The sequence below is a fragment of the Specibacter sp. NPDC057265 genome (genome assembly GCF_042668835.1).
GTDB lineage: Bacteria > Actinomycetota > Actinomycetes > Actinomycetales > Micrococcaceae > Specibacter.
In genome coordinates, this window is record NZ_JBHUYE010000001.1 from 100,442 (window position 1) to 117,967 (window position 17,526).

The 17,526-nt window shown below is 65.6% G+C and carries 17 protein-coding genes; 2 read left to right on the forward strand and 15 right to left on the reverse strand.

Going from position 1 to position 17,526, the window contains the following annotated elements:
* Nucleotides 1-69 precede the first annotated feature (69 nt).
* The 12 genes from ACFUCV_RS00470 to ACFUCV_RS00525 all read right to left on the reverse strand — a co-directional run bounded on the left by ACFUCV_RS00470 (nt 70) and on the right by ACFUCV_RS00525 (nt 12,718).
* Nucleotides 70-891, reverse strand: coding sequence for a GNAT family N-acetyltransferase (locus ACFUCV_RS00470; RefSeq protein ID WP_380810860.1), 822 nt, complete (start codon nt 889-891; stop codon nt 70-72).
* Between the two features lie 19 nt (nt 892-910).
* Nucleotides 911-2,077, reverse strand: a complete 1,167-nt coding sequence (ispG, locus tag ACFUCV_RS00475; RefSeq protein WP_380810862.1) for a flavodoxin-dependent (E)-4-hydroxy-3-methylbut-2-enyl-diphosphate synthase — start codon at nt 2,075-2,077, stop codon at nt 911-913.
* Nucleotides 2,078-2,202: 125 nt separating this feature from the next.
* Nucleotides 2,203-2,496, reverse strand: a complete 294-nt coding sequence (locus ACFUCV_RS00480; RefSeq protein WP_380810864.1) for a YciI family protein — start codon at nt 2,494-2,496, stop codon at nt 2,203-2,205.
* Nucleotides 2,497-2,500: 4 nt separating this feature from the next.
* Nucleotides 2,501-3,019, reverse strand: coding sequence for a hypothetical protein (locus tag ACFUCV_RS00485; RefSeq protein WP_380810866.1), 519 nt, complete (start codon nt 3,017-3,019; stop codon nt 2,501-2,503).
* 37 nt (nt 3,020-3,056) lie between these two features.
* Nucleotides 3,057-3,680: a MarR family transcriptional regulator gene (locus ACFUCV_RS00490; RefSeq protein WP_380810868.1), complete on the reverse strand. Its 624-nt coding sequence runs from the start codon at nt 3,678-3,680 to the stop codon at nt 3,057-3,059.
* Between the two features lie 90 nt (nt 3,681-3,770).
* Entirely contained in the window at nt 3,771-5,102 is a 1,332-nt protein-coding gene (locus ACFUCV_RS00495; protein WP_380811444.1) for a M50 family metallopeptidase, read from the reverse strand.
* On the reverse strand, nt 5,096-6,340 hold the full coding sequence (gene dxr, locus ACFUCV_RS00500) for a 1-deoxy-D-xylulose-5-phosphate reductoisomerase (RefSeq protein WP_380810870.1): 1,245 nt from the start codon (nt 6,338-6,340) through the stop codon (nt 5,096-5,098). Before dxr ends, ACFUCV_RS00495 begins: the two co-directional genes overlap by 7 nt.
* A gap of 71 nt (nt 6,341-6,411) precedes the next feature.
* Entirely contained in the window at nt 6,412-7,263 is an 852-nt protein-coding gene (locus ACFUCV_RS00505) for an HpcH/HpaI aldolase/citrate lyase family protein (RefSeq protein WP_380811446.1), read from the reverse strand.
* 11 nt (nt 7,264-7,274) lie between these two features.
* Nucleotides 7,275-7,793 (reverse strand): MaoC family dehydratase, encoded by a 519-nt coding sequence (locus ACFUCV_RS00510; RefSeq protein ID WP_380810872.1) that lies wholly within the window; start codon nt 7,791-7,793, stop codon nt 7,275-7,277.
* 46 nt (nt 7,794-7,839) lie between these two features.
* Nucleotides 7,840-9,003: an acyl-CoA dehydrogenase family protein gene (locus tag ACFUCV_RS00515; protein WP_380810874.1), complete on the reverse strand. Its 1,164-nt coding sequence runs from the start codon at nt 9,001-9,003 to the stop codon at nt 7,840-7,842.
* A complete protein-coding gene (locus ACFUCV_RS00520) occupies nt 8,990-11,101 on the reverse strand; it encodes an acetyl/propionyl/methylcrotonyl-CoA carboxylase subunit alpha (RefSeq protein ID WP_380810876.1) in 2,112 nt (703 codons plus the stop codon). The genes ACFUCV_RS00515 and ACFUCV_RS00520 overlap by 14 nt, the downstream gene beginning before the upstream one ends.
* A gap of 9 nt (nt 11,102-11,110) precedes the next feature.
* Complete coding sequence (locus ACFUCV_RS00525) at nt 11,111-12,718, reverse strand: carboxyl transferase domain-containing protein (RefSeq protein WP_380810878.1); 1,608 nt, start codon at nt 12,716-12,718, stop codon at nt 11,111-11,113.
* A 106-nt stretch (nt 12,719-12,824) separates the two neighbouring features.
* Here ACFUCV_RS00525 and ACFUCV_RS00530 point away from each other — a divergent pair, with 106 nt between their 5' ends.
* The gene (locus tag ACFUCV_RS00530) at nt 12,825-13,487 is read left to right on the forward strand and encodes a TetR/AcrR family transcriptional regulator (protein WP_380810880.1); all 663 of its coding nucleotides are present in this window, start codon (nt 12,825-12,827) and stop codon (nt 13,485-13,487) included.
* Here ACFUCV_RS00530 and ACFUCV_RS00535 read toward each other — a convergent pair.
* Genes ACFUCV_RS00535 through pdhA form a run of 3 tightly spaced genes read right to left on the reverse strand, consistent with a single transcriptional unit; the run spans nt 13,422 to nt 16,872 of the window.
* Nucleotides 13,422-14,738 (reverse strand): dihydrolipoamide acetyltransferase family protein, encoded by a 1,317-nt coding sequence (locus ACFUCV_RS00535; RefSeq protein WP_380810882.1) that lies wholly within the window; start codon nt 14,736-14,738, stop codon nt 13,422-13,424. The genes ACFUCV_RS00530 and ACFUCV_RS00535 overlap by 66 nt on opposite strands.
* Nucleotides 14,735-15,751 carry an alpha-ketoacid dehydrogenase subunit beta gene (locus ACFUCV_RS00540; RefSeq protein WP_380810884.1) on the reverse strand — a complete coding sequence of 339 codons (1,017 nt, stop codon included), beginning with the start codon at nt 15,749-15,751 and terminating at the stop codon, nt 14,735-14,737. The genes ACFUCV_RS00535 and ACFUCV_RS00540 overlap by 4 nt, the downstream gene beginning before the upstream one ends.
* Nucleotides 15,748-16,872: a pyruvate dehydrogenase (acetyl-transferring) E1 component subunit alpha gene (gene pdhA / locus ACFUCV_RS00545; protein WP_380810886.1), complete on the reverse strand. Its 1,125-nt coding sequence runs from the start codon at nt 16,870-16,872 to the stop codon at nt 15,748-15,750. The genes ACFUCV_RS00540 and pdhA overlap by 4 nt, the downstream gene beginning before the upstream one ends.
* 145 nt (nt 16,873-17,017) lie before the next feature.
* Here pdhA and ACFUCV_RS00550 point away from each other — a divergent pair, with 145 nt between their 5' ends.
* Nucleotides 17,018-17,488 carry an Lrp/AsnC family transcriptional regulator gene (locus ACFUCV_RS00550; RefSeq protein WP_380810888.1) on the forward strand — a complete coding sequence of 157 codons (471 nt, stop codon included), beginning with the start codon at nt 17,018-17,020 and terminating at the stop codon, nt 17,486-17,488.
* The last annotated feature ends 38 nt before the right edge of the window (nt 17,489-17,526 follow it).

Below are 17,526 nucleotides of genomic sequence, written 5' to 3' on the forward strand. Positions count from 1 at the left end.
ATTCTGCCCGGTGCCCCCACGCCCATGCCACGGCCGGACGCGGTGCGGGGCCAGCCGGCAGGGACTGCCTTAGAACAGTGCCGTGGCGAAGGTGCCCACTTGCTCAAATCCCACACGTTCGTAGGCAACGCGGGCCCGGGTGTTGTAATCGTTGACGTACAGGCTGGTGATGGGCGCATGCTGTTGGGCCAAAACCACCACGGCGGCCATGTATGCGGCACTGAGGCCACGGCCCCGGTAGCGGGGGTTCATCCACACCCCTTGGATTTGGGTGGCATGGGCGGTCAGCGCACCCACATCCGCTTTAAAGATCACTTCCCCGCCGGCCTCATTGTGGCTGAAGGAATAACCGTGGCCAATCAGCCAAGCCACCCGCCGCCGGTAGTTGGCCTCGCCGCCGAGGAAGGGGGAATACCCCACCTCCTCTTCAAACATGGCGGCGGCGGCCAACAAAACCTCATTGAATTGACTGCTTTCACTGAGCTGCAGCTGCGGATCTGGAGCCACGCGGGGTGGTCCCGTGATGCTCATCAACGGCTGGTTGGCCCGCACCTCCTGCGGTTCAATCCCGGACCCGCGCAGCACCTGAACCAGGGCCAGGGTGGGCTCAGCCGGACCAAAGATGGACGCATGCGGTTGCCAGTGATCCACTATCCAGCGGCCAAACAGCCGGGCCTGGGCCGCCGTCGACTCAATGGGAACCACATTGGAGCCCACCCAACAAGCCGCGGCGAGGGATCCGGCGTCGTCAAAGCAGCCCAGGATCACAGCGCCGGGAAAGGCCGGGACGGCACTGCGGTACTGGATCACCAGGGATTCGACAAAAACATTGGCCACGTGGTCGCGGGCCAGAAGTGAGCGCAGCGCGTCCGTGTCCGAATGGATCAGCACGCGCACCCCCTGGGGGCGTTTAGGAAACGCTAACCACGGGGCCACCTTGGAGAGTCGCGTCATCGTCGTCAGACTCCATCCCTTCGGCAATTCTCATGGCTTCCTCAATGAGTGTCTCAACAATTTGGTCCTCAGGAACAGTCTTTATGATTTCCCCCTTCACAAAGATCTGCCCCTTGCCGTTGCCCGAAGCCACTCCCAGGTCGGCTTCACGGGCTTCACCGGGTCCATTGACCACACAGCCCATGACGGCCACGCGCAGGGGAACCTCCATGCCTTCCAGGCCCGCGGTCACTTCCTCGGCAAGTTTGTACACGTCAACCTGGGCCCGCCCGCAGGAGGGGCAGGAAACAATTTCCAGCTTGCGCGGCCGCAGGTTCAACGACTGCAGAATCTGGTTGCCCACCTTGATTTCCTCCACCGGCGGGGCGGAAAGGGAAACGCGGATGGTGTCGCCAATGCCCCTGGACAGCAGTGCCCCAAAGGCGGTGGCGGACTTGATGGTGCCCTGGAACGCGGGTCCGGCCTCGGTCACACCCAGGTGCAGGGGCCAGTCACCCTTTTCGGCAAGCATTTCATAGGCCGCCACCATGATGACGGGATCGTTGTGCTTGACGGAGATCTTAAAGTCATGGAAGCCGTGCTCCTCAAACAGGGACGCCTCCCACACCGCCGACTCCACCAGCGCCTCAGGGGTGGCCTTGCCGTATTTTTTCATGATGCCCGGCTCCAGTGAACCGGCATTGACGCCAATGCGGATCGACGTGCCGTGGTCCTTGGCCGCCCGGGCAATTTCCTTCACCTGGTCGTCGAACTTCCGGATGTTTCCAGGGTTCACACGCACGGCGGCACAGCCGGCCTCGATGGCGGCAAAAACATACTTGGGCTGAAAATGAATGTCCGCAATGACGGGGATCTGGGATTTCTTGGCAATGATGGGCAGGGCCTCCGCGTCGTCCTGCGTAGGGCACGCCACCCTGACAATGTCGCAACCGGAAGCCGTCAATTCAGCAATCTGCTGCAGCGTTGCATTGATGTCAGTGGTCTGCGTTGTGGTCATGGACTGCACGCTGATGGGCGAGTCCGAACCAACACCCACTGAACCGACCTTGATTTGCCGGGTTTTGCGCCGGGGAGCAAGAACGGGCGGGGGCAGAGGCGGCATGCCGAGACTGACGGAGGTCAAAATGTGCTCCTTGAAGTTCGTGTATCAAACAGTGCGGCAGTGCTGCCCCTAAAGCGGCGGCACCGAGTAACCGCATCTATCAATGATTGTAGGCTTGATTCTTGGCCCGCGCGGACTTGTGAGTTCTATCCCACGTAGCGGTTAAATTGGCCAATCACGGGGGTCCAGCCGGAAATTTTCATGCCCGTGACCCCGCCGCCGCGGGTCATGGGGTCCTGTGACACCAACTCCTGCACGGCGGCTTCGCTTTCCGCACGGAAAATCAGCAGCGCCCCGGCGCCGTCGGCGTAGGGGCCGGAGGCGAGCACCACTTCCGCGTCGGCCAGGGCAGCCAGCCATTCCCGGTGCCGGGGGCGGTGCTCCACCCGTGCAGCTTCAGCTTCAGGACCATAAATGTACTCAACAGCAAAAATAGACATGCCTTCAGCCTATATCCAGGAAAATCTTTGTCAGGACGGCAACGCCGGCGGACCACAGCATGGAGGCGAGGGTGCCTATGATGAAACGCTCACTGGCCGCCGGTGTGTCCTTCAGTTCCGGATACCTCCCCAGCCCCTTGATGGCCACCACATAGGCAATGGCTATGGGTTGTCCGGCAAGAATGGCGACAGCCACGGCAGCCCGTTCCAGGAAGCCAATCAACAGCCCTCCGCGCAGCACCTCGGTGCGGGGGGCCGACGCCGGGGCGGGGCCGGTGGGGCCGGTGGGGGCGGCATCGGGCGCAGCATCGGCCGGGTCGGCATCGGTGGGGCCGGCATCCGCCGGCGCGGCATCGGCCGGGTCGGCATCGGTGGGGGCCGGTGGCCCGGTGCGTTCGGCCACCTCGGCCGCATCCACGGCGCGGACGGTCTTGGATTTGGCAATCCTTAGAATTCCGGCAGTCATGGGCCATCCGCCGAAAACCGAGACCACCAATGCCAGGCCAATCCAGATGGCTTCCATGCAACTCCCTGTTTCGGATGAACCTGCCACTGACAATCTAGCCGGTGGCTCCCACATGAAGCTTGTCGGAGGTGCTTAAAAGTAGCACCGCCGCCTGGCGGCCCTGGGTCTCCTCGAGCCTGCCGGCCCGAAAAAGGGCCTTGCTGACGGCTTGGGGAGTAATTTTCAGCTGCGCAGCAACCTCCTTTTGACTGGCTGCGGGGGCAGCGTCCAGGGCGTCCAGGATCCGCCATTCAGCAGCCGAGCGGCGCCGGACCACGTCGCCGAGGAGCACCAGCACGGCCTCCGCCGCGGCAATCCAACCATCGCTGTCGGGGCCAACGGTCCGCACGCGCAGGGGCACCCGCTCCCCCGTCTTTTTTGCCGCCTCCACCGCCGCCCGTGCGGCAACAAAGGCGTCACCGGCAGCCTCGCGCGGGCTTGCCGGCAAGGGCAGCCCAACGCCGCCAATGCCAATGCCCAGGTACCAGTTCCTTTCCCGCAGCAGCCGGGCCGCGACCGCCACCACCGCGGCCGGGTCCGCCAGCACGCCCTGAACCTCATCACCGACTGAACGCTCGAACGGCAGCACGGTGTCAAAGGGTGCCAAAATTTCCAACAGCCGCGGGACCTGGTCCCCGTGGGTCCGGCTGCCGCGCTGGTCCATGGTGAGTACAAACATGGTTCAACCATAAACGATTGATCTTAGTTAATCAACCATTATTAATTGTTGGTGGGAAACTGTACTCCAGGTGGGCAGGACGGGGCGGGCTCAGCCAAAAATGTTGACAGGCTTCACAATGTCCGCGTAAATCAACAGTGCCCCCATCGCCATCAGAGCCACCGCTGCCACATAGGTCAAGGGCAACAGCCTGGCAATGTCGAAAGGTCCGGGATCCTTGCGCTTGAACAGCTTGGCCAGCTGGCGCCGGGCCCCCTCGTACAGGGCGCCCAGGACATGGCCGCCGTCCAGCGGCAGCAGCGGGATCAAATTGAAGACGAACAAGGCCAGGTTCACGCCGGCCAGCAAGCCCGTCAGGGTTGCCACCTTCGAAGCCACCGGGATCTCCTCCATGGCCGCAACCTCGCCTGCCACCCGCCCCACCCCCACCACGGAAATGGGGCCATTGGGGTCACGCGGTTCGGAACTGAACGCGGCCTGGGCCACGCCCACCAGTTTTTGGGGAAGCTGAAACACCACCGAGCCGATTTGGACAATGTTGTTGCCCACCGCCGGCAGTACCGCCGACGCCGGTTGCGGCACCAAAGCCGTTGCCGGCCCCACACCGAGGAACCCAGCCTGGACGGTGACGGCGTTCCCGGCCTCATCGACCTCCGCCAGCCCGTTGGCATCGACCACCGGCCTGGCGGTGAGCACCGGAGTGATGGAGGTGGTGAGGGTCCGGCCCTGGCGTTCGTAGACCAACGGCACGGTGATGCCCGCACTGGCGCGCACGCGTTCGGTGAAGGCTGCCCAATCCGTGACGTCCACACCATCAAAATTCCTTAGGGTGTCCCCCGGCTGCAGGCCCGCTGCGGCCGCGGGCGTGGGGGTGCAGTTGCTTAGATCCTCCGGAACATCCTCACCGTAGGCCAGCTGGCAGGCATTGACCTCGCTAAGGGTGGTGGTGGCCTGGACCGAGCCGAATCCCATCAACAGCACCGCTGTCAGCACCACGCCAATGAGCAGGTTCATGAACGGCCCGCCCAGCATGATGATGATTTTTTTCCCCACGGGCAATTTGTAAAAGACCCTGTCCACGTCCTCCGGGCCCACCTCCTCGTGCGCGGCGCTGCGGGCCTCGCTGGCGAGTGTTTCAAACATGCCGGTGCTGGAGGGGCGCACGCTGCCGTCGGTGGCATTGGGCGGGTACATGCCCACCATGGCCACGTAGCCGCCGGCCGGTATGGCCTTGATGCCGTATTCCGTTTCACCCTTGGTGCGGGACCACACGGTGGGGCCAAAGCCGATCATGTACCGGGTGACCCGCACCCGGAACAGTTTGGCGGGCAGCAGGTGGCCCACCTCGTGCAGGGCGATGGACAAGGCAATGCCCACAGCCACGAAGGCCACCCCGCCAATGAAAAGCGAAACGGTCACAATGTACTTCCTGCATCTACGGCTGCAATGCCCTTGGCGGCCAACAGTTCCCGGGTCCGGGCCCGGGCCCACCTTTCAGCCTCCAGCACGCCCTCGAGCGTGAGCTGGGTTGCAGCTGTGTGTTCACTGAGCACCTCGGCAATGGTGTCCACAATGTCCAGGAAGCCAATCCTTCCTTCGTGGAAGGCATGCACGGCCTCTTCATTGGCCGCGTTGTACACCGCCGGGCAGGTGCTGCCGCGGCGTGCGGCGTCCTTGGCAAGTTCGACGGCGGGGAACGCGGCGTCATCCAGCGGCTCGAACGTCCAGGTGGCGGCCTGGGTCCAGTCACAGGGCGCGGCGGCGCCTGGAACCCTTTCGGGCCAGCCCAGTCCCAGCGCAATGGGCAGGCGCATGTCCGGTGGGGAGGCCTGGGCAATGGTGGAGCCGTCGCTGAACTGCACCATGGAGTGGATGACGGACTGCGGATGCACCACGGCTTCAATGCGTTCAAGCGGTATGTCGAACAGCAGGTGCGCCTCAATGACTTCAAGGCCCTTGTTGACCAGGGTGGCGGAGTTGGTGGTCACCATGGGCCCCATATCCCAGGTGGGGTGCTTGAGCGCCTGGGCTGGTGTGACATGGGCCAGTTCCGCCCGGCCCAATCCCCTGAAGGGCCCGCCGGAGGCTGTGATGACCAGCTTGTCCACTTCTTCGAAGCTGCCTGAGCGCAGGGCCTGGGCCAGCGCTGAATGTTCGGAATCCACCGGCACCAGCTGTCCCGGTGACGCGGCGGCCTTGACCAGTTCGCCGCCCACAATGAGGGATTCCTTGTTGGCCAGGGCCAACAGGGCCGGGGTGCCCAGGGCTGCGAGGGTCGGTGCCAGACCAATGGAACCGGTGATGCCATTGAGCACCACGTCCGCGGCCTGCGCGGTCCCGGCGCCCCAGGCGGCAATGACGGTTGAGGCGTCCGGGCCGCTGATGATCTCCGGGGAGAAGTCCGCCAGGCCGGCGGCTGCGGCCGCGGCGGCAATGAGCGTGCGCAGGGTGCCGGCGTCGCCGGCGGCCAGGCCCACTGCCGCGACCTGCAGTTGGACCGCCTGTTGGGCGAGCAGTTCCAGCTTGCCGCCGCCGGCACTGATGGCGGTGACGGTAAAGCGGGGCGTGCCGTCGGGGAGGACGGCCTGCGCCACCACGTCAAGGGCCTGGGTGCCAATGGATCCTGTGGAACCGAGAATGATCACTTTGCGATGAGCCATGGTTACCAGTATTCCGCACTTGTCCCGGCGTCGGCACCGGCGTCGGCACCGACGTGGGCACCGGGTCCGGCCTAGCCCGCGTTCCCTGCCCGGCGCAGGGTTTCCCGGGCGTGGAGCAGGATGGGGCCGTCGACCATATTGCCCTGGTGGGCGAAGACCCCTGTTCCGGCGGCGCTGGCCGCCGCCAACAGTTCCTTCGCCGCGTCCACCTCGGCCTGGCTGGGTTGGAATGCCCCGCGGACCACCGCAATCTGCGCCGGATGGATGCAGGCCTTTGCGCCAAAGCCGCTGGCCACGGCATCCTCGGCTTCCTCTGCCAGGCCGGCCAGGTCGGCAAAGTCGGCGTAGATGGAATCGATGGCGGCCTTCCCTGCGGCGCCGGCGGCGAGCAGCAGCTGCGAGCGCGCCTGCATGGCCACGGCCCGGTATTGGCCCGCACGCGTTCCGGAGACAAAACGGCTCGAGGTGCCGCCCAGGGAGGCCACCAGATCTTCAGCCCCCCACATCAGCGCCACCACATTGGGGGTTCTGGCCAGTTCCGGGGCGGCAAGGATGCCCGCTGCACTTTCACACAAGGCCACCACCTGGAATTCCGTCAGCGCAGCAATGGCCCGGGGGTCCGCTGCCTTGGCCACCATGATGGTGGTGTACGGGCTTTGGGCCACGGCGGCCAAATCCAGGGCGGCCTCGGCGGTTTCCAGGGCATTGATGCGCACCACTGTGGTGGCGGGGTCAAGGGCGGAGGCGCGCATGTTCTCCCGCGCCCCTGCCTTGGCCTGCGGTGCCACGGCATCCTCCAGGTCAAGGATGACGGCGTCGGCCCGTTGGACGGCCTTGGCGAACCTTTCGGGCCTGTCCGCCGGGGCAAAAAGCAGTGCCGGTCCCAGGGTGAAGGCTGCTGCGGGGAAGGTTGAGGGGGAAATAATGGGCTCCTTTATGGACGTTCCGGGCTGTCGCTGGCGCTTTTAAGCCTAAACAATGCCGTCCGGCCCGCTGTTGCCACGATCATCCCGTCCTGGTTGCGCCCGGTATGCTCCAGCACCACTATGCCCTGGCCCGGCCGGGACGCGGAAAGCCGCTTGCTGCGCACCGTGGTCTCGGTATAGAGGGTATCGCCGTGGAACAGCGGATGGGGAAAGGAAATGCCGCTCATGCCCAGCTGCGCCACAATGGTTCCCTGCGTCAACTGCGCCACGGACTGTCCCACCATCGTAGCGAGGGTGAACATGGAATTGACAACACGCTGGCCAAAGGGCTGTCCCGCGCTCCAGGCCGCATCCAGGTGCAGGGACTGGGTGTTCATGGTCAAGGTGGTGAACAGGACATTGTCCGCTTCCGTCACGGTGCGGCCGGGGCGGTGCTGGTACAGCACACCCGGTTCCAGCTCCTCAAAGTACAAGCCCCGCTGTGTCACCACTGCCGGGGCGGCTGCGTTGTCATGGTGCGTTGTCATGGCCTTTTCCCTTTCGGGGCAGTCTTCGTGGCAGTCTTCGTGGCAGTCACAGTCCAAGTTCCCTGGCTATGAGCATCAATTGGACCTCCGAGGTGCCTTCCCCAATTTCAAGGATCTTCGAGTCCCGGTAGTGGCGGGCCACCGGAAATTCATTGATGAAGCCATAACCGCCAAAGACCTGGGTCGCGTCCCGGGCGTTGTCCATGGCGGCCTCGCTGGCCACCAGTTTGGCCATGGCCGCCTGGGTCTTGAAGGGTTTGCCGGCCAGCATCCGGGCGGCGGCGTCGTAGTAGGCCAGCCGGGCCGTGTGCGCGCGGGCCTGCATCCGGGCAATTTTAAAGGAAATGCCCTGGTAGTGGCCAATGTTGTGCCCGAAGGCGCTGCGTTCCTTCGCATAGCGCAGCGCCTCGTCAACGCAGCCCTGCGCCGATCCGGTGGCCAGCGCGGCAATGGCAATGCGCCCCTCATCCAAAATGGACAGGAAGTTCGCGTATCCGCGGCCCCGCTCCCCCAGCAGGTTGCCGCCGGGCACCTTGGCCTGCGTGAAGCTCAGTGGATGGGTGTCGGAGGCATTCCACCCCACCTTGTTGTAGGCCTTTTCCACCGTGAACCCGGGGGTTCCGTTGGGGACAATGATGGTGGAGATCTCCTTTTTCACCGAACCGTCGGCCAATTCGGAGGTGCCCGTGACGGCCGTGACTATGACGAAGGCGGTGATGGAGGTGCCGGAGTTGGTGATGAACTGCTTGGAGCCGTCAATGACCCACTGGTCATTTTCCAGGCGCGCCCGGGTGGCTGTTCCGCCCGCATCCGTGCCGGCGTCGGGCTCGGTGAGGCCAAAACCGGCCAGGGCCGTGCCGCTGGTCAAAGCCGGCAGCCACTGTTGCTGCTGGGCCTGCGTGCCGAAGCGGTAAATGGGCATGGCGCCCAGGGAGACCCCCGCCTCGAGGGTGATGGCCACCGACTGGTCCACCCGGCCCAGCTGCTCCAGTGCCAGGGACAGGGCAAAGTAGTCTCCCCCCATGCCGCCCACCTCCTCCGGGAACGGCAGGCCAAAGAGTCCAAGTTCACCCATCTGCGCCACCACTGCGTAGGGAAAGCTGTGCTCGGCGTCGTGCTGCGCGGCGACGGGGGCCACGACGGTGTCGGCAAAGTCCCGCACCATGTCGCTGAGGTCCTGGTAATCGTCATTGAGTTCAAAGTTGGGCATTGCGCTCTTCCTCCTGCTGGGGCGTGACGGTGGCAACCGTTTGTTGGGCCTTGACCTGGTTTCCCACGGCCACGCCCATGTGCACCGTGCCGTTTGCGGGTGCCGTGAGCTGGTGTTCCATCTTCATGGCTTCGACCGCCAACAGCGTCTGGCCCTTGCGGACGGTGTCCCCCGTGGCCACATGGACAGCTGTGACGGTGCCGGGCATGGGGGTGCGAACCTGGGGATCGACGGCGGCATCCACGGTGTCCAGGCCGGCCAGCATGCGTGCGGTGGCGGCCTGGCGGTCCAGCGCCTGCACAGCCGCACTCCACCCGCCGGATCCCAAAAAGCACGTCCGGCCCTGGGCCCCGTCCCGCCAGGCGAGGTGGTACTGGCGCACTTCCTGGCCCCACAGCAGGGTGAAGGCGGTGCCGTTGCCGTTCGGTGCCAGTCGGGCGGCCGTGGGCGCGCGCTGTCCGCAACCGGTGACCTGGACGACACCGTCGTCCGGGCCCGCGCCGTCGTCCGGACCTGGACCAACCGTCACCACCCCTGTCCGGCCGGGGGCTGCAAAGACCATCCGCCACGGCGCAGCGCCGCCCAGGCGCCATCCGTCCCTGCGTTGCCACGGCGGCAGGGCGGCGCCGGCAGCCGGCAACGCCGTTGCCCGGGCGGCGAGGGCGGCGGCGGCGTAATCCCCGGCGTCCAGGGCCCTGAAGCTCATGGCGGGCAGTTCGCGTTCAATGAGGTTGGTGTCCAGCCGTCCGGCCTGCACCTCGGGGACGGCCAGCAGCAGGCGCAAATATTCAATATTGGTGGGAACCCCCAGCACCACATAGTCCCGCAGGGCGTCATCGAGGCGCTCCAGTGCCTGCGCCCGGTCCACCCCGTGGGCAACCACCTTCGCCAACAGCGGATCGTAGTGGGCCGTGACCACCAGCTCCGGCACGAGCGAGCTGTCCACGCGGACGCCTTCGCGCAGCGCCACCGATTCATCCAGCGCCACCACCGCACCACCTGCCGGCAGGAAACCGGCTGCCGGGTCCTCGGCGTACACGCGGGCCTCCAGGGCATGGCCTTGGAGGCCCACCTGCTGTTGGCCAAAGGAAAGCGCCTCCCCGGCGGCAATGCGCAGCTGCCACTGCACCAGATCCACAGGTCCGCCCTGGACGCGCGCCACCATTTCCGTCACCGGGTGCTCCACCTGCAGGCGCGTGTTCATTTCCATGAAAAAGAACTCTTCGGGATGGTCATTGGACACCAGGAACTCCACGGTGCCCGCCCCCGTGTAGTGGACACTGGCAGCGGCGGCACAGGCCGCGGCACCAATGCGCTCCCGGGTGGCGGCGCCGTTCGCCAAGGATTCCAGCAGCGGTGAGGGCGCCTCCTCAATGACTTTTTGGTGCCGCCGCTGCAGGGAGCACTCGCGTTCGCCCAAGTGGACCACATGGCCCTGTTGATCGGCCAGGATCTGCACCTCAATGTGCCGGGGGTTGGTGACCAGCCGCTCCAAGAAGAGCGTGTCATCCCCAAAGGATGCCGCCGCCACCCGGCGGGCCGAGGCAAGTGCCGCCGGGAGCTCCTGCGCGGCATGGACGGCCTGCATCCCTTTCCCGCCCCCGCCGGCGGAGGGCTTGATCAGCAGCGGAAAACCAATGGTGGCGGCCGCGGCCAAAAGCGCAGCGTCGTCCAGTCCCGGCTCGGCCACCCCGGGAACCACGGGAACGCCGGCGGCGGCCACATGGTTCTTGGCCCGGATCTTGTCCCCCATGACGTTCAGCGCGGCCACCGGCGGCCCAATGAAGGTGATGCCCGCAGCCGCCAGTTCCTGGGCGAACTGCACATTCTCCGATAAAAAGCCGTAGCCGGGGTGGACCGCCTGGGCCCCGGAATCCCGGCAGGCGGCAATGATGGCGGCACTGTTCAAATAGCTGGCCGCGGCTTCGGCCGGGCCAATGCACAGCGCAAGATCGGCCTCGCGCACGTGGCGGGCATCGGCGTCGGCCGTGGAATACACGGCCACGGCACGGATGCCCTGGGCCTTCAGGGTGCGTATGATGCGGCAGGCAATTTCACCGCGGTTGGCCACCAGGACCGTATGGAAAAGTGCGCTCATGTCCCCCCCTCACATCCTGAACAGGCCGAAGGCCGGCTCGGCCAGGGGGGTGCGGGCGCAGACATCCAGGGCCAGCCCCAGGACCGTGCGCGTGTCCGCGGGGTCAATGATGCCATCGTCCCACACCCTGGCGGTGGCGTAATAGGGGCTGCCCTGCTCTTCGAACTGCGCCGCAATGGGTGCCTTGAACGCGGCTTCCGCGGCCGCCGGCCATTGTTCACCGCCGCCTTCAATCTGCTCGCGTTTGACGGTGGCCAGCACCGAGGAGGCCTGGCTGCCACCCATCACTGAAATGCGCGACGCCGGCCACGTCCACAAAAACCGCGGCGAGTAGGCCCGGCCGCACATGGAATAGTTTCCTGCCCCAAAGGAGCCGCCCACAATGACCGTGAGCTTGGGCACGCGGGCGGTGGCGACGGCGGTGACCATCTTGGCACCGTGTTTGGCAATCCCTGCATGCTCATAGTCCTTGCCCACCATAAAGCCGCTGAGGTTTTGCAGGAAGATCAGGGGCACCCCGCGTTGGTCGCACAGCTCAATGAAGTGCGCGCCCTTGAGCGCGGATTCGCTGAACAGCACCCCGTTGTTGGCCACTATCCCCACCGGGTGCCCGTGCAGGGTGGCGAAGCCGGTGACCAGGGTGGTGCCATAGCCGTGCTTGAATTCATGGAATTTGCTGCCGTCCACCAGCCGTCCAATGATCTCCCGAACGTCGTAGGGGGAGTTTAAATCGGTGGGGACGGCGCCGTAGAGCTGCTGCGGATCCGCCAGTGGCGCCGTGGACTTCCCCACGGACCAGGCAGGCTCGGGATTCTGCGGCAGTGTGGCCACAATGTCCCGGACAATGGCCAGGGCATGTTCATCATTTTCGGCCAAATGGTCCACGACGCCTGAAATTTCAGCATGCACCTGGCCGCCGCCCAGCTCCTCCGCGGTGACCACTTCCCCAATGGCCGCCTTCACCAGCGGCGGGCCGCCAAGAAAGATGGTGCCTTGATTGCGCACAATCACGCTCTCATCACTCATGGCCGGCATATAGGCGCCCCCTGCGGTGCAGGAACCCAGCACCGCGGCAATTTGCGGGATCCGCCGCGCCGACATTTGGGCCTGGTTGAAAAAGATCCGGCCAAAATGCTCCTTGTCGGGAAACACCTCGTCCTGCCGGGGCAGATAGGCGCCGCCGGAGTCGACCAGGTATAGGCAGGGCAGCCGGTTTTCCAAGGCAATTTCCTGCGCCCGCAAATGCTTTTTCACACTCAGCGGATAGTAGCTGCCGCCTTTGACGGTGGCGTCATTGCACACCACCATGACGTGCCGCCCGCACACCAGGCCAATGCCGGCAATGACGCCGGCCCCCGGGGACGCGCCGTCGTACAGGTCATAAGCGGCCAGCGGCGCGATCTCCAGAAAGGGGCTGCCGGGATCCAGCAGAAGGTCAATCCGCTCACGCGGCAGCAGCTTCCCCCGGGCCACGTGCCGCGCCCTGGCTTTATCGCTGCCGCCGCGCGCGGTGGCCCGCAGCCGCTGCCGCAGCTGCTCCACCAAGTCCCGCTGCTGCGCGTCGTTGCGCCGGTACGTTTCCCCTGTGGGGTCCACGCGGCTCTGTAAAGTCTCCATTGACCCCTCGCCTGTGCCATACACTAAGTTAATAATCACTAACTGAATTTCAGGTTAGTGCGTAGTCTTGATGATGTCCAGCACAATTTTTCAGCATGGGGGAAACATGGCCGCCGAACCTCTCACAGCCCGCTCCCTGGCCAAGGCCGAGCGCCGGAGCGTGCTGCTCACTGCGGCCGCGGGGCTTTTTGCCGCCCGCGGCTACAACGGGGTGTCCATGGAGGATCTGGGGGCGGCGGCAGGTGTCAGCGGCCCGGCCGTCTACCGGCATTTCCCGGGCAAGCAGGCCCTTCTGGGTGCCCTGCTGGTCGGCGTGAGCGAGGACCTCCTGCACGGCGGCCAGGCAGTGGTGGACGCCAACGCCGATCCCGGCCGGTGCCTGCGGGCGCTCATTGGCTTCCACGTGGATTTTGCCGTGAAAAAACCCGATGTCATCCGCGTCCAGGACAGGGATTTTGACAGTTTGGGCACCGCGGACCGGGCCGCGGTGCGGCAACTTCAACGCCGGTACGTGGAGCTGTGGGTGCAGGTGTTGGGCAGGCTGTTCCCGGACCGCCCGGCGGCTGTGCGCAGGCTTCAGGCGCAGGCGACCTTTGGGCTCATCAACTCCACCCCCCACAGTGCCCCCCTGCACCGGCAACAGCCCGCCGCCGCCCGTGAGGTGCTGGCGTCCATGGCGTGGGCGGGCCTGACGTCCCTGGAGTCACTCCAGGGCCAGGACCATCGCCGGGTCGGCCAGCACGGCACCGACCTCGGCCAGGAAGAGTGAACCTGCCCGCCCATCCACGAGCCGGTGGTCGAAGGACAAGCTCAAGGTCATCACCTGCCGCAGTGCCACGGCGCCCTTGTGCTCCCAGGGAATGCGCCGGACGGCACCCAGGGCCAGGATGCCGGCCTCCCCGGGATTGAGCAGCGGGGTGCCGGCGTCAATGCCAAACACCCCAATGTTGGTGATGGAAAAGGTGCCCCCGCTCAGCTCCGCCGGGGACATCTTCCCGGCCCTGGCACGGTCGGCCAGGGCGTTGAGCGCGCCGGCGAGCGCGCGGAGCCCCATGTCCTGGGCGTCCGCAATGACCGGGACCACCAGCCCCCGGGGGGTGGCGGCGGCAATGCCCAGGTTGACGTAGTGGTGGCGCACTATTTCCTGTGCCTGCCCATCCCAGCTGGAGTTCAGCTCCGGGTGGCGCAGCAGCGCCCCCGTTACGGCTTTGGCCGCCAACGCCAGGGGCGTGAGCTTGATGCCGGCAAAGTCGCGGTGTGCCCGGAGCCGGGAAAGAAAGGCCATGCCGCGGGTGACGTCCACAGTGAGGAATTCCGTGACATGCGGTGCTGTAAATGCGCTGTGCACCATGGCCTGGGCCATATGTTTTTGCACCCCTTTGATGGGCACGCGCTCCTGCCGCCGGGCCTGCCTTCCGGCAGCCGCCGGCTCGGCGCCGGCCTTTTGCTGCGCGAAGGCATTCACATCCGCCCGGGTAATGAGGCCGTGCTCCCCGGAACCCTGGAGCCGGGTCAAATCGACCCCGAGATCACGCGCCAGCTTGCGCACCGGCGGGGTGGACCGCGGCCGCTGGGCGCCTTGGCCACCGGCCTGCGGCCCGGCGTGGGGCACGGAAGCACCGGACCCGCCGGCCGACGGCGTCGCGGCGGCCGTCGGCGCCGGAGGACCAGTGCCGGCGGACGAGGCGCGGACCCGGCGCACCGGCTGCCGTGCGGATTCCGGATCGGCGCCGTAGCCCACCAGGGTTGGCACACGTTTGGGTTCCCCGGCTGGGGCGTCCGCAGCGACCTCAAAGGCAATGATGACCTCGCCGACCTGCACCACCGTGCCCGCCGGATGCGGGATGGCGGTGACGGTCCCCGCGTGCGGGGAAGGAAGTTCCACCAGGGCCTTGGCCGTTTCCACCTCGCCCAGCACTTGATTCAGCACAACTGTGTCACCGACGGACACCTGCCAACTGACAATTTCCGACTCGGTGAGGCCTTCGCCCAAATCCGGCAGTTTGAACTCTGCAATCATTGCTGGTCCTTTAGGGTGGTTTCCGAGTTGGGGCGGTCCAGGGCACGGTCGACGCCGTCAAGTATGCGGTCCAGATCCGGCAGGTGGTGGTGTTCAAGCTTTGACGGCGGGTAGGGAATGTCAAAACCGGTCACACGCACCGGTGCGCTCTCCAAGTAATTGAAGCACCGCTCAGTCAAGGTTGCGGCAATTTCCGCACCCAGCCCGAGTGTGCGGGAGGCTTCGTGGGCTATGACCACCCGTCCGGTGCGCCGGACCGAGTCCAGCAGGGGTCCGTAGTCAATGGGTGAGAGCGAACGCAGGTCAATGACCTCAATGGACACCCCTTCGGCCGCCGCTGCCGCCGCCGCATCAAGGGCCGTCTTCACCAGCGGCCCGTAGGCCACCAGCGTCACATCCGTCCCCGGTGCCGCGATTCGGGCCGCACCCATGCCGGCGGCGGCATCCAGGGGCGCCTCCAAGTCCACTTCGCCCTTTGCGTGGTAGCGGCGTTTGGGTTCAAAGAACACTACGGGGTCGTCGCTGGCGATGGCCTGGCGCAGCAGCACATAGGCGTCCTGCGGGGTGGCCGGACTGACCACCCGCAGGCCCGAGGTGTGCACAAAATAACTTTCCGGGGATTCCGAATGGTGTTCGGGGGAACCTATGCCGCCGCCAAAGGGTACCCGGATGGTGATGGGCATCCGGACGGCGCCCTGGGTCCGGGCATGGATCTTGGCCACCTGGGCCACAATTTGATCGAAACCGGGGTAGATGAAACCATCGAACTGGATTTCACACACCGGCCGGAAGCCCCTGTAGGCCAGGCCCACGGCGGTGCCAATGATGGCGGCTTCGGCCAGGGGCGTGTCCATGACGCGGTGGCCGCCAAAGTCCTTCTTCAGACCGTCGGTGACACGGAAGACGCCGCCAAGGGTGCCAATGTCCTCGCCGAGCAAAACCACTTTGGGGTCATCCTCCAGGGCCCGGCGCAGGGCTGCATTGATGGACTGGGTCAAACTTAACGAGGTCATGATGCACTCCCGTCACCGGCTGCGGCGAACTGCTCCAAATATTGCTGGTACTGCCTTCGCTGCCTGTCCAGGACCGGATGGTCCGTGACGTACACGTGGTCAAAGACGCTCAGGGGCGCCGGCTCCGGCAAGGCAATGCACGCTTGGCGCAGCTCCGTTGCGGCGGCATCGGCAGTGGCTGACATGCCGGCCTCCATGTCGTCGTCGAATATTCCCTGCGAGCGCAAATAGGCCTGCAGGCGGGCAATGGGGTCCTTCTGCGCCCAATCCTCCAACTCGGTGACGCCACGGTAACGGGTGGGGTCGTCGGCGGTGGTGTGGGGGCCCATCCGGTAGGTGAGGGCCTCAATGAAGGATGGACCGCCGCCGGTGCGGGCCCGCTCGGCAGCCCACCGGGTGGCAGCCAGGACGGCCAGGACGTCATTGCCGTCCACCTGCAGGGTGGGAATGCCGTAGCCGGGACCCCGGGCGGCCAGGGGCAGCGTTGATTGCAGCCCCACCGGTTCCGAAATGGCCCAGTGGTTGTTTTGGCAGAAGAAGATCACCGGGGCCTGGAAGCTGGCGGCAAAAACCATGGATTCATGCACATCACCCTGGCTGGTGGCTCCGTCCCCGAAATAGGCCATGGCCAGCGATCCGCCGCCGTCGAGCACAATGCCCATGCCGTAGCCGGTGGCGTGCAGCGTCTGGGCGCCAATGACAATTTGCGGCGTGGCCATGTTCAAGGTGTAGGGGTCCCAACCCGAGTTGTTGTTCCCGCGCCAAACGCTCATGAGTTCTGCCGGCTTGGCCCCGCGCAGGTAGGCCACGCCGCTTTCCCGGTAGGTGGAAAAAACGAAGTCCGCCGCCTGAAGGGCATGGGCGGAACCTGCCTGCGCGGCTTCCTGCCCCAGCAGCGGCGGCCACAGCGCCAGTTCGCCCTGCCGCTGCAGGGCCGTGGCTTCGGCATCGATCCGGCGCATGCTGACCATGTCCTGCAACAGTTTTTGCAAGGTGCCGGCCGTGACATCGGCGACAAAGCCGTCGAGCAGGCCGTCGGCCATCCGCTCCCCCGTCGCGGTGATGAGCTGATGGCAGGCCACCACCTTACCGTCGGCGGTTTCCTGGTGTACCTTGCCCATCGCTGCACGCCCCTTTGCGTCTTGCCCCTGCTGCATCCACTTCAAGTGTGACCCTACTCACATGCTGCATTTAGGGCAATCGCGGTTCGAAGGATTGATCATTTTGCTCTATCACGGAGGCCTTTGCCGTGCTAACGTGCGCACTATGCCCACTTTGGACGCAAGCGATGCCCGCATCCTGCTGGCCCTCATCCACGATCCCCGGCAGACGGTGGTGGCCATGGCCGCCCGTCTGGGCCTGTCCCGCAACACCGTGCAGGCCAGAATGGCGGCCTTGGAAAAACACCATGCCTTCCTCCCTTTTGACCACCGCATCAGTGCCGAACCACTGGGCTACCCGCTCACAGCGTTCATCTTTGTTCATGTCCAGCAGCAGAAACTGGGTGCCCTGGCGCTGTCCCTGGCCGCCATCCCCGAGGTGCTGGAGGCCCACGGGCTCAGCGGGCGGGCGGACATTTTGGTGCGTGTGGTGTCCACCGGCGCCGAGGACCTGTTCCGCATCAACGGCAAAATCCTGGCCTGTGACGGCGTGGAACGCACTGAAACCTCGCTGGCCATGAACCAGCTGGTGCCGTTCCGCATGACACCGCTGCTGCAGCGCACCTTCGAGAAGTAGCTGGCGCGCAAAAGGCCCCGCCCGGCGTCGTTGCCGAC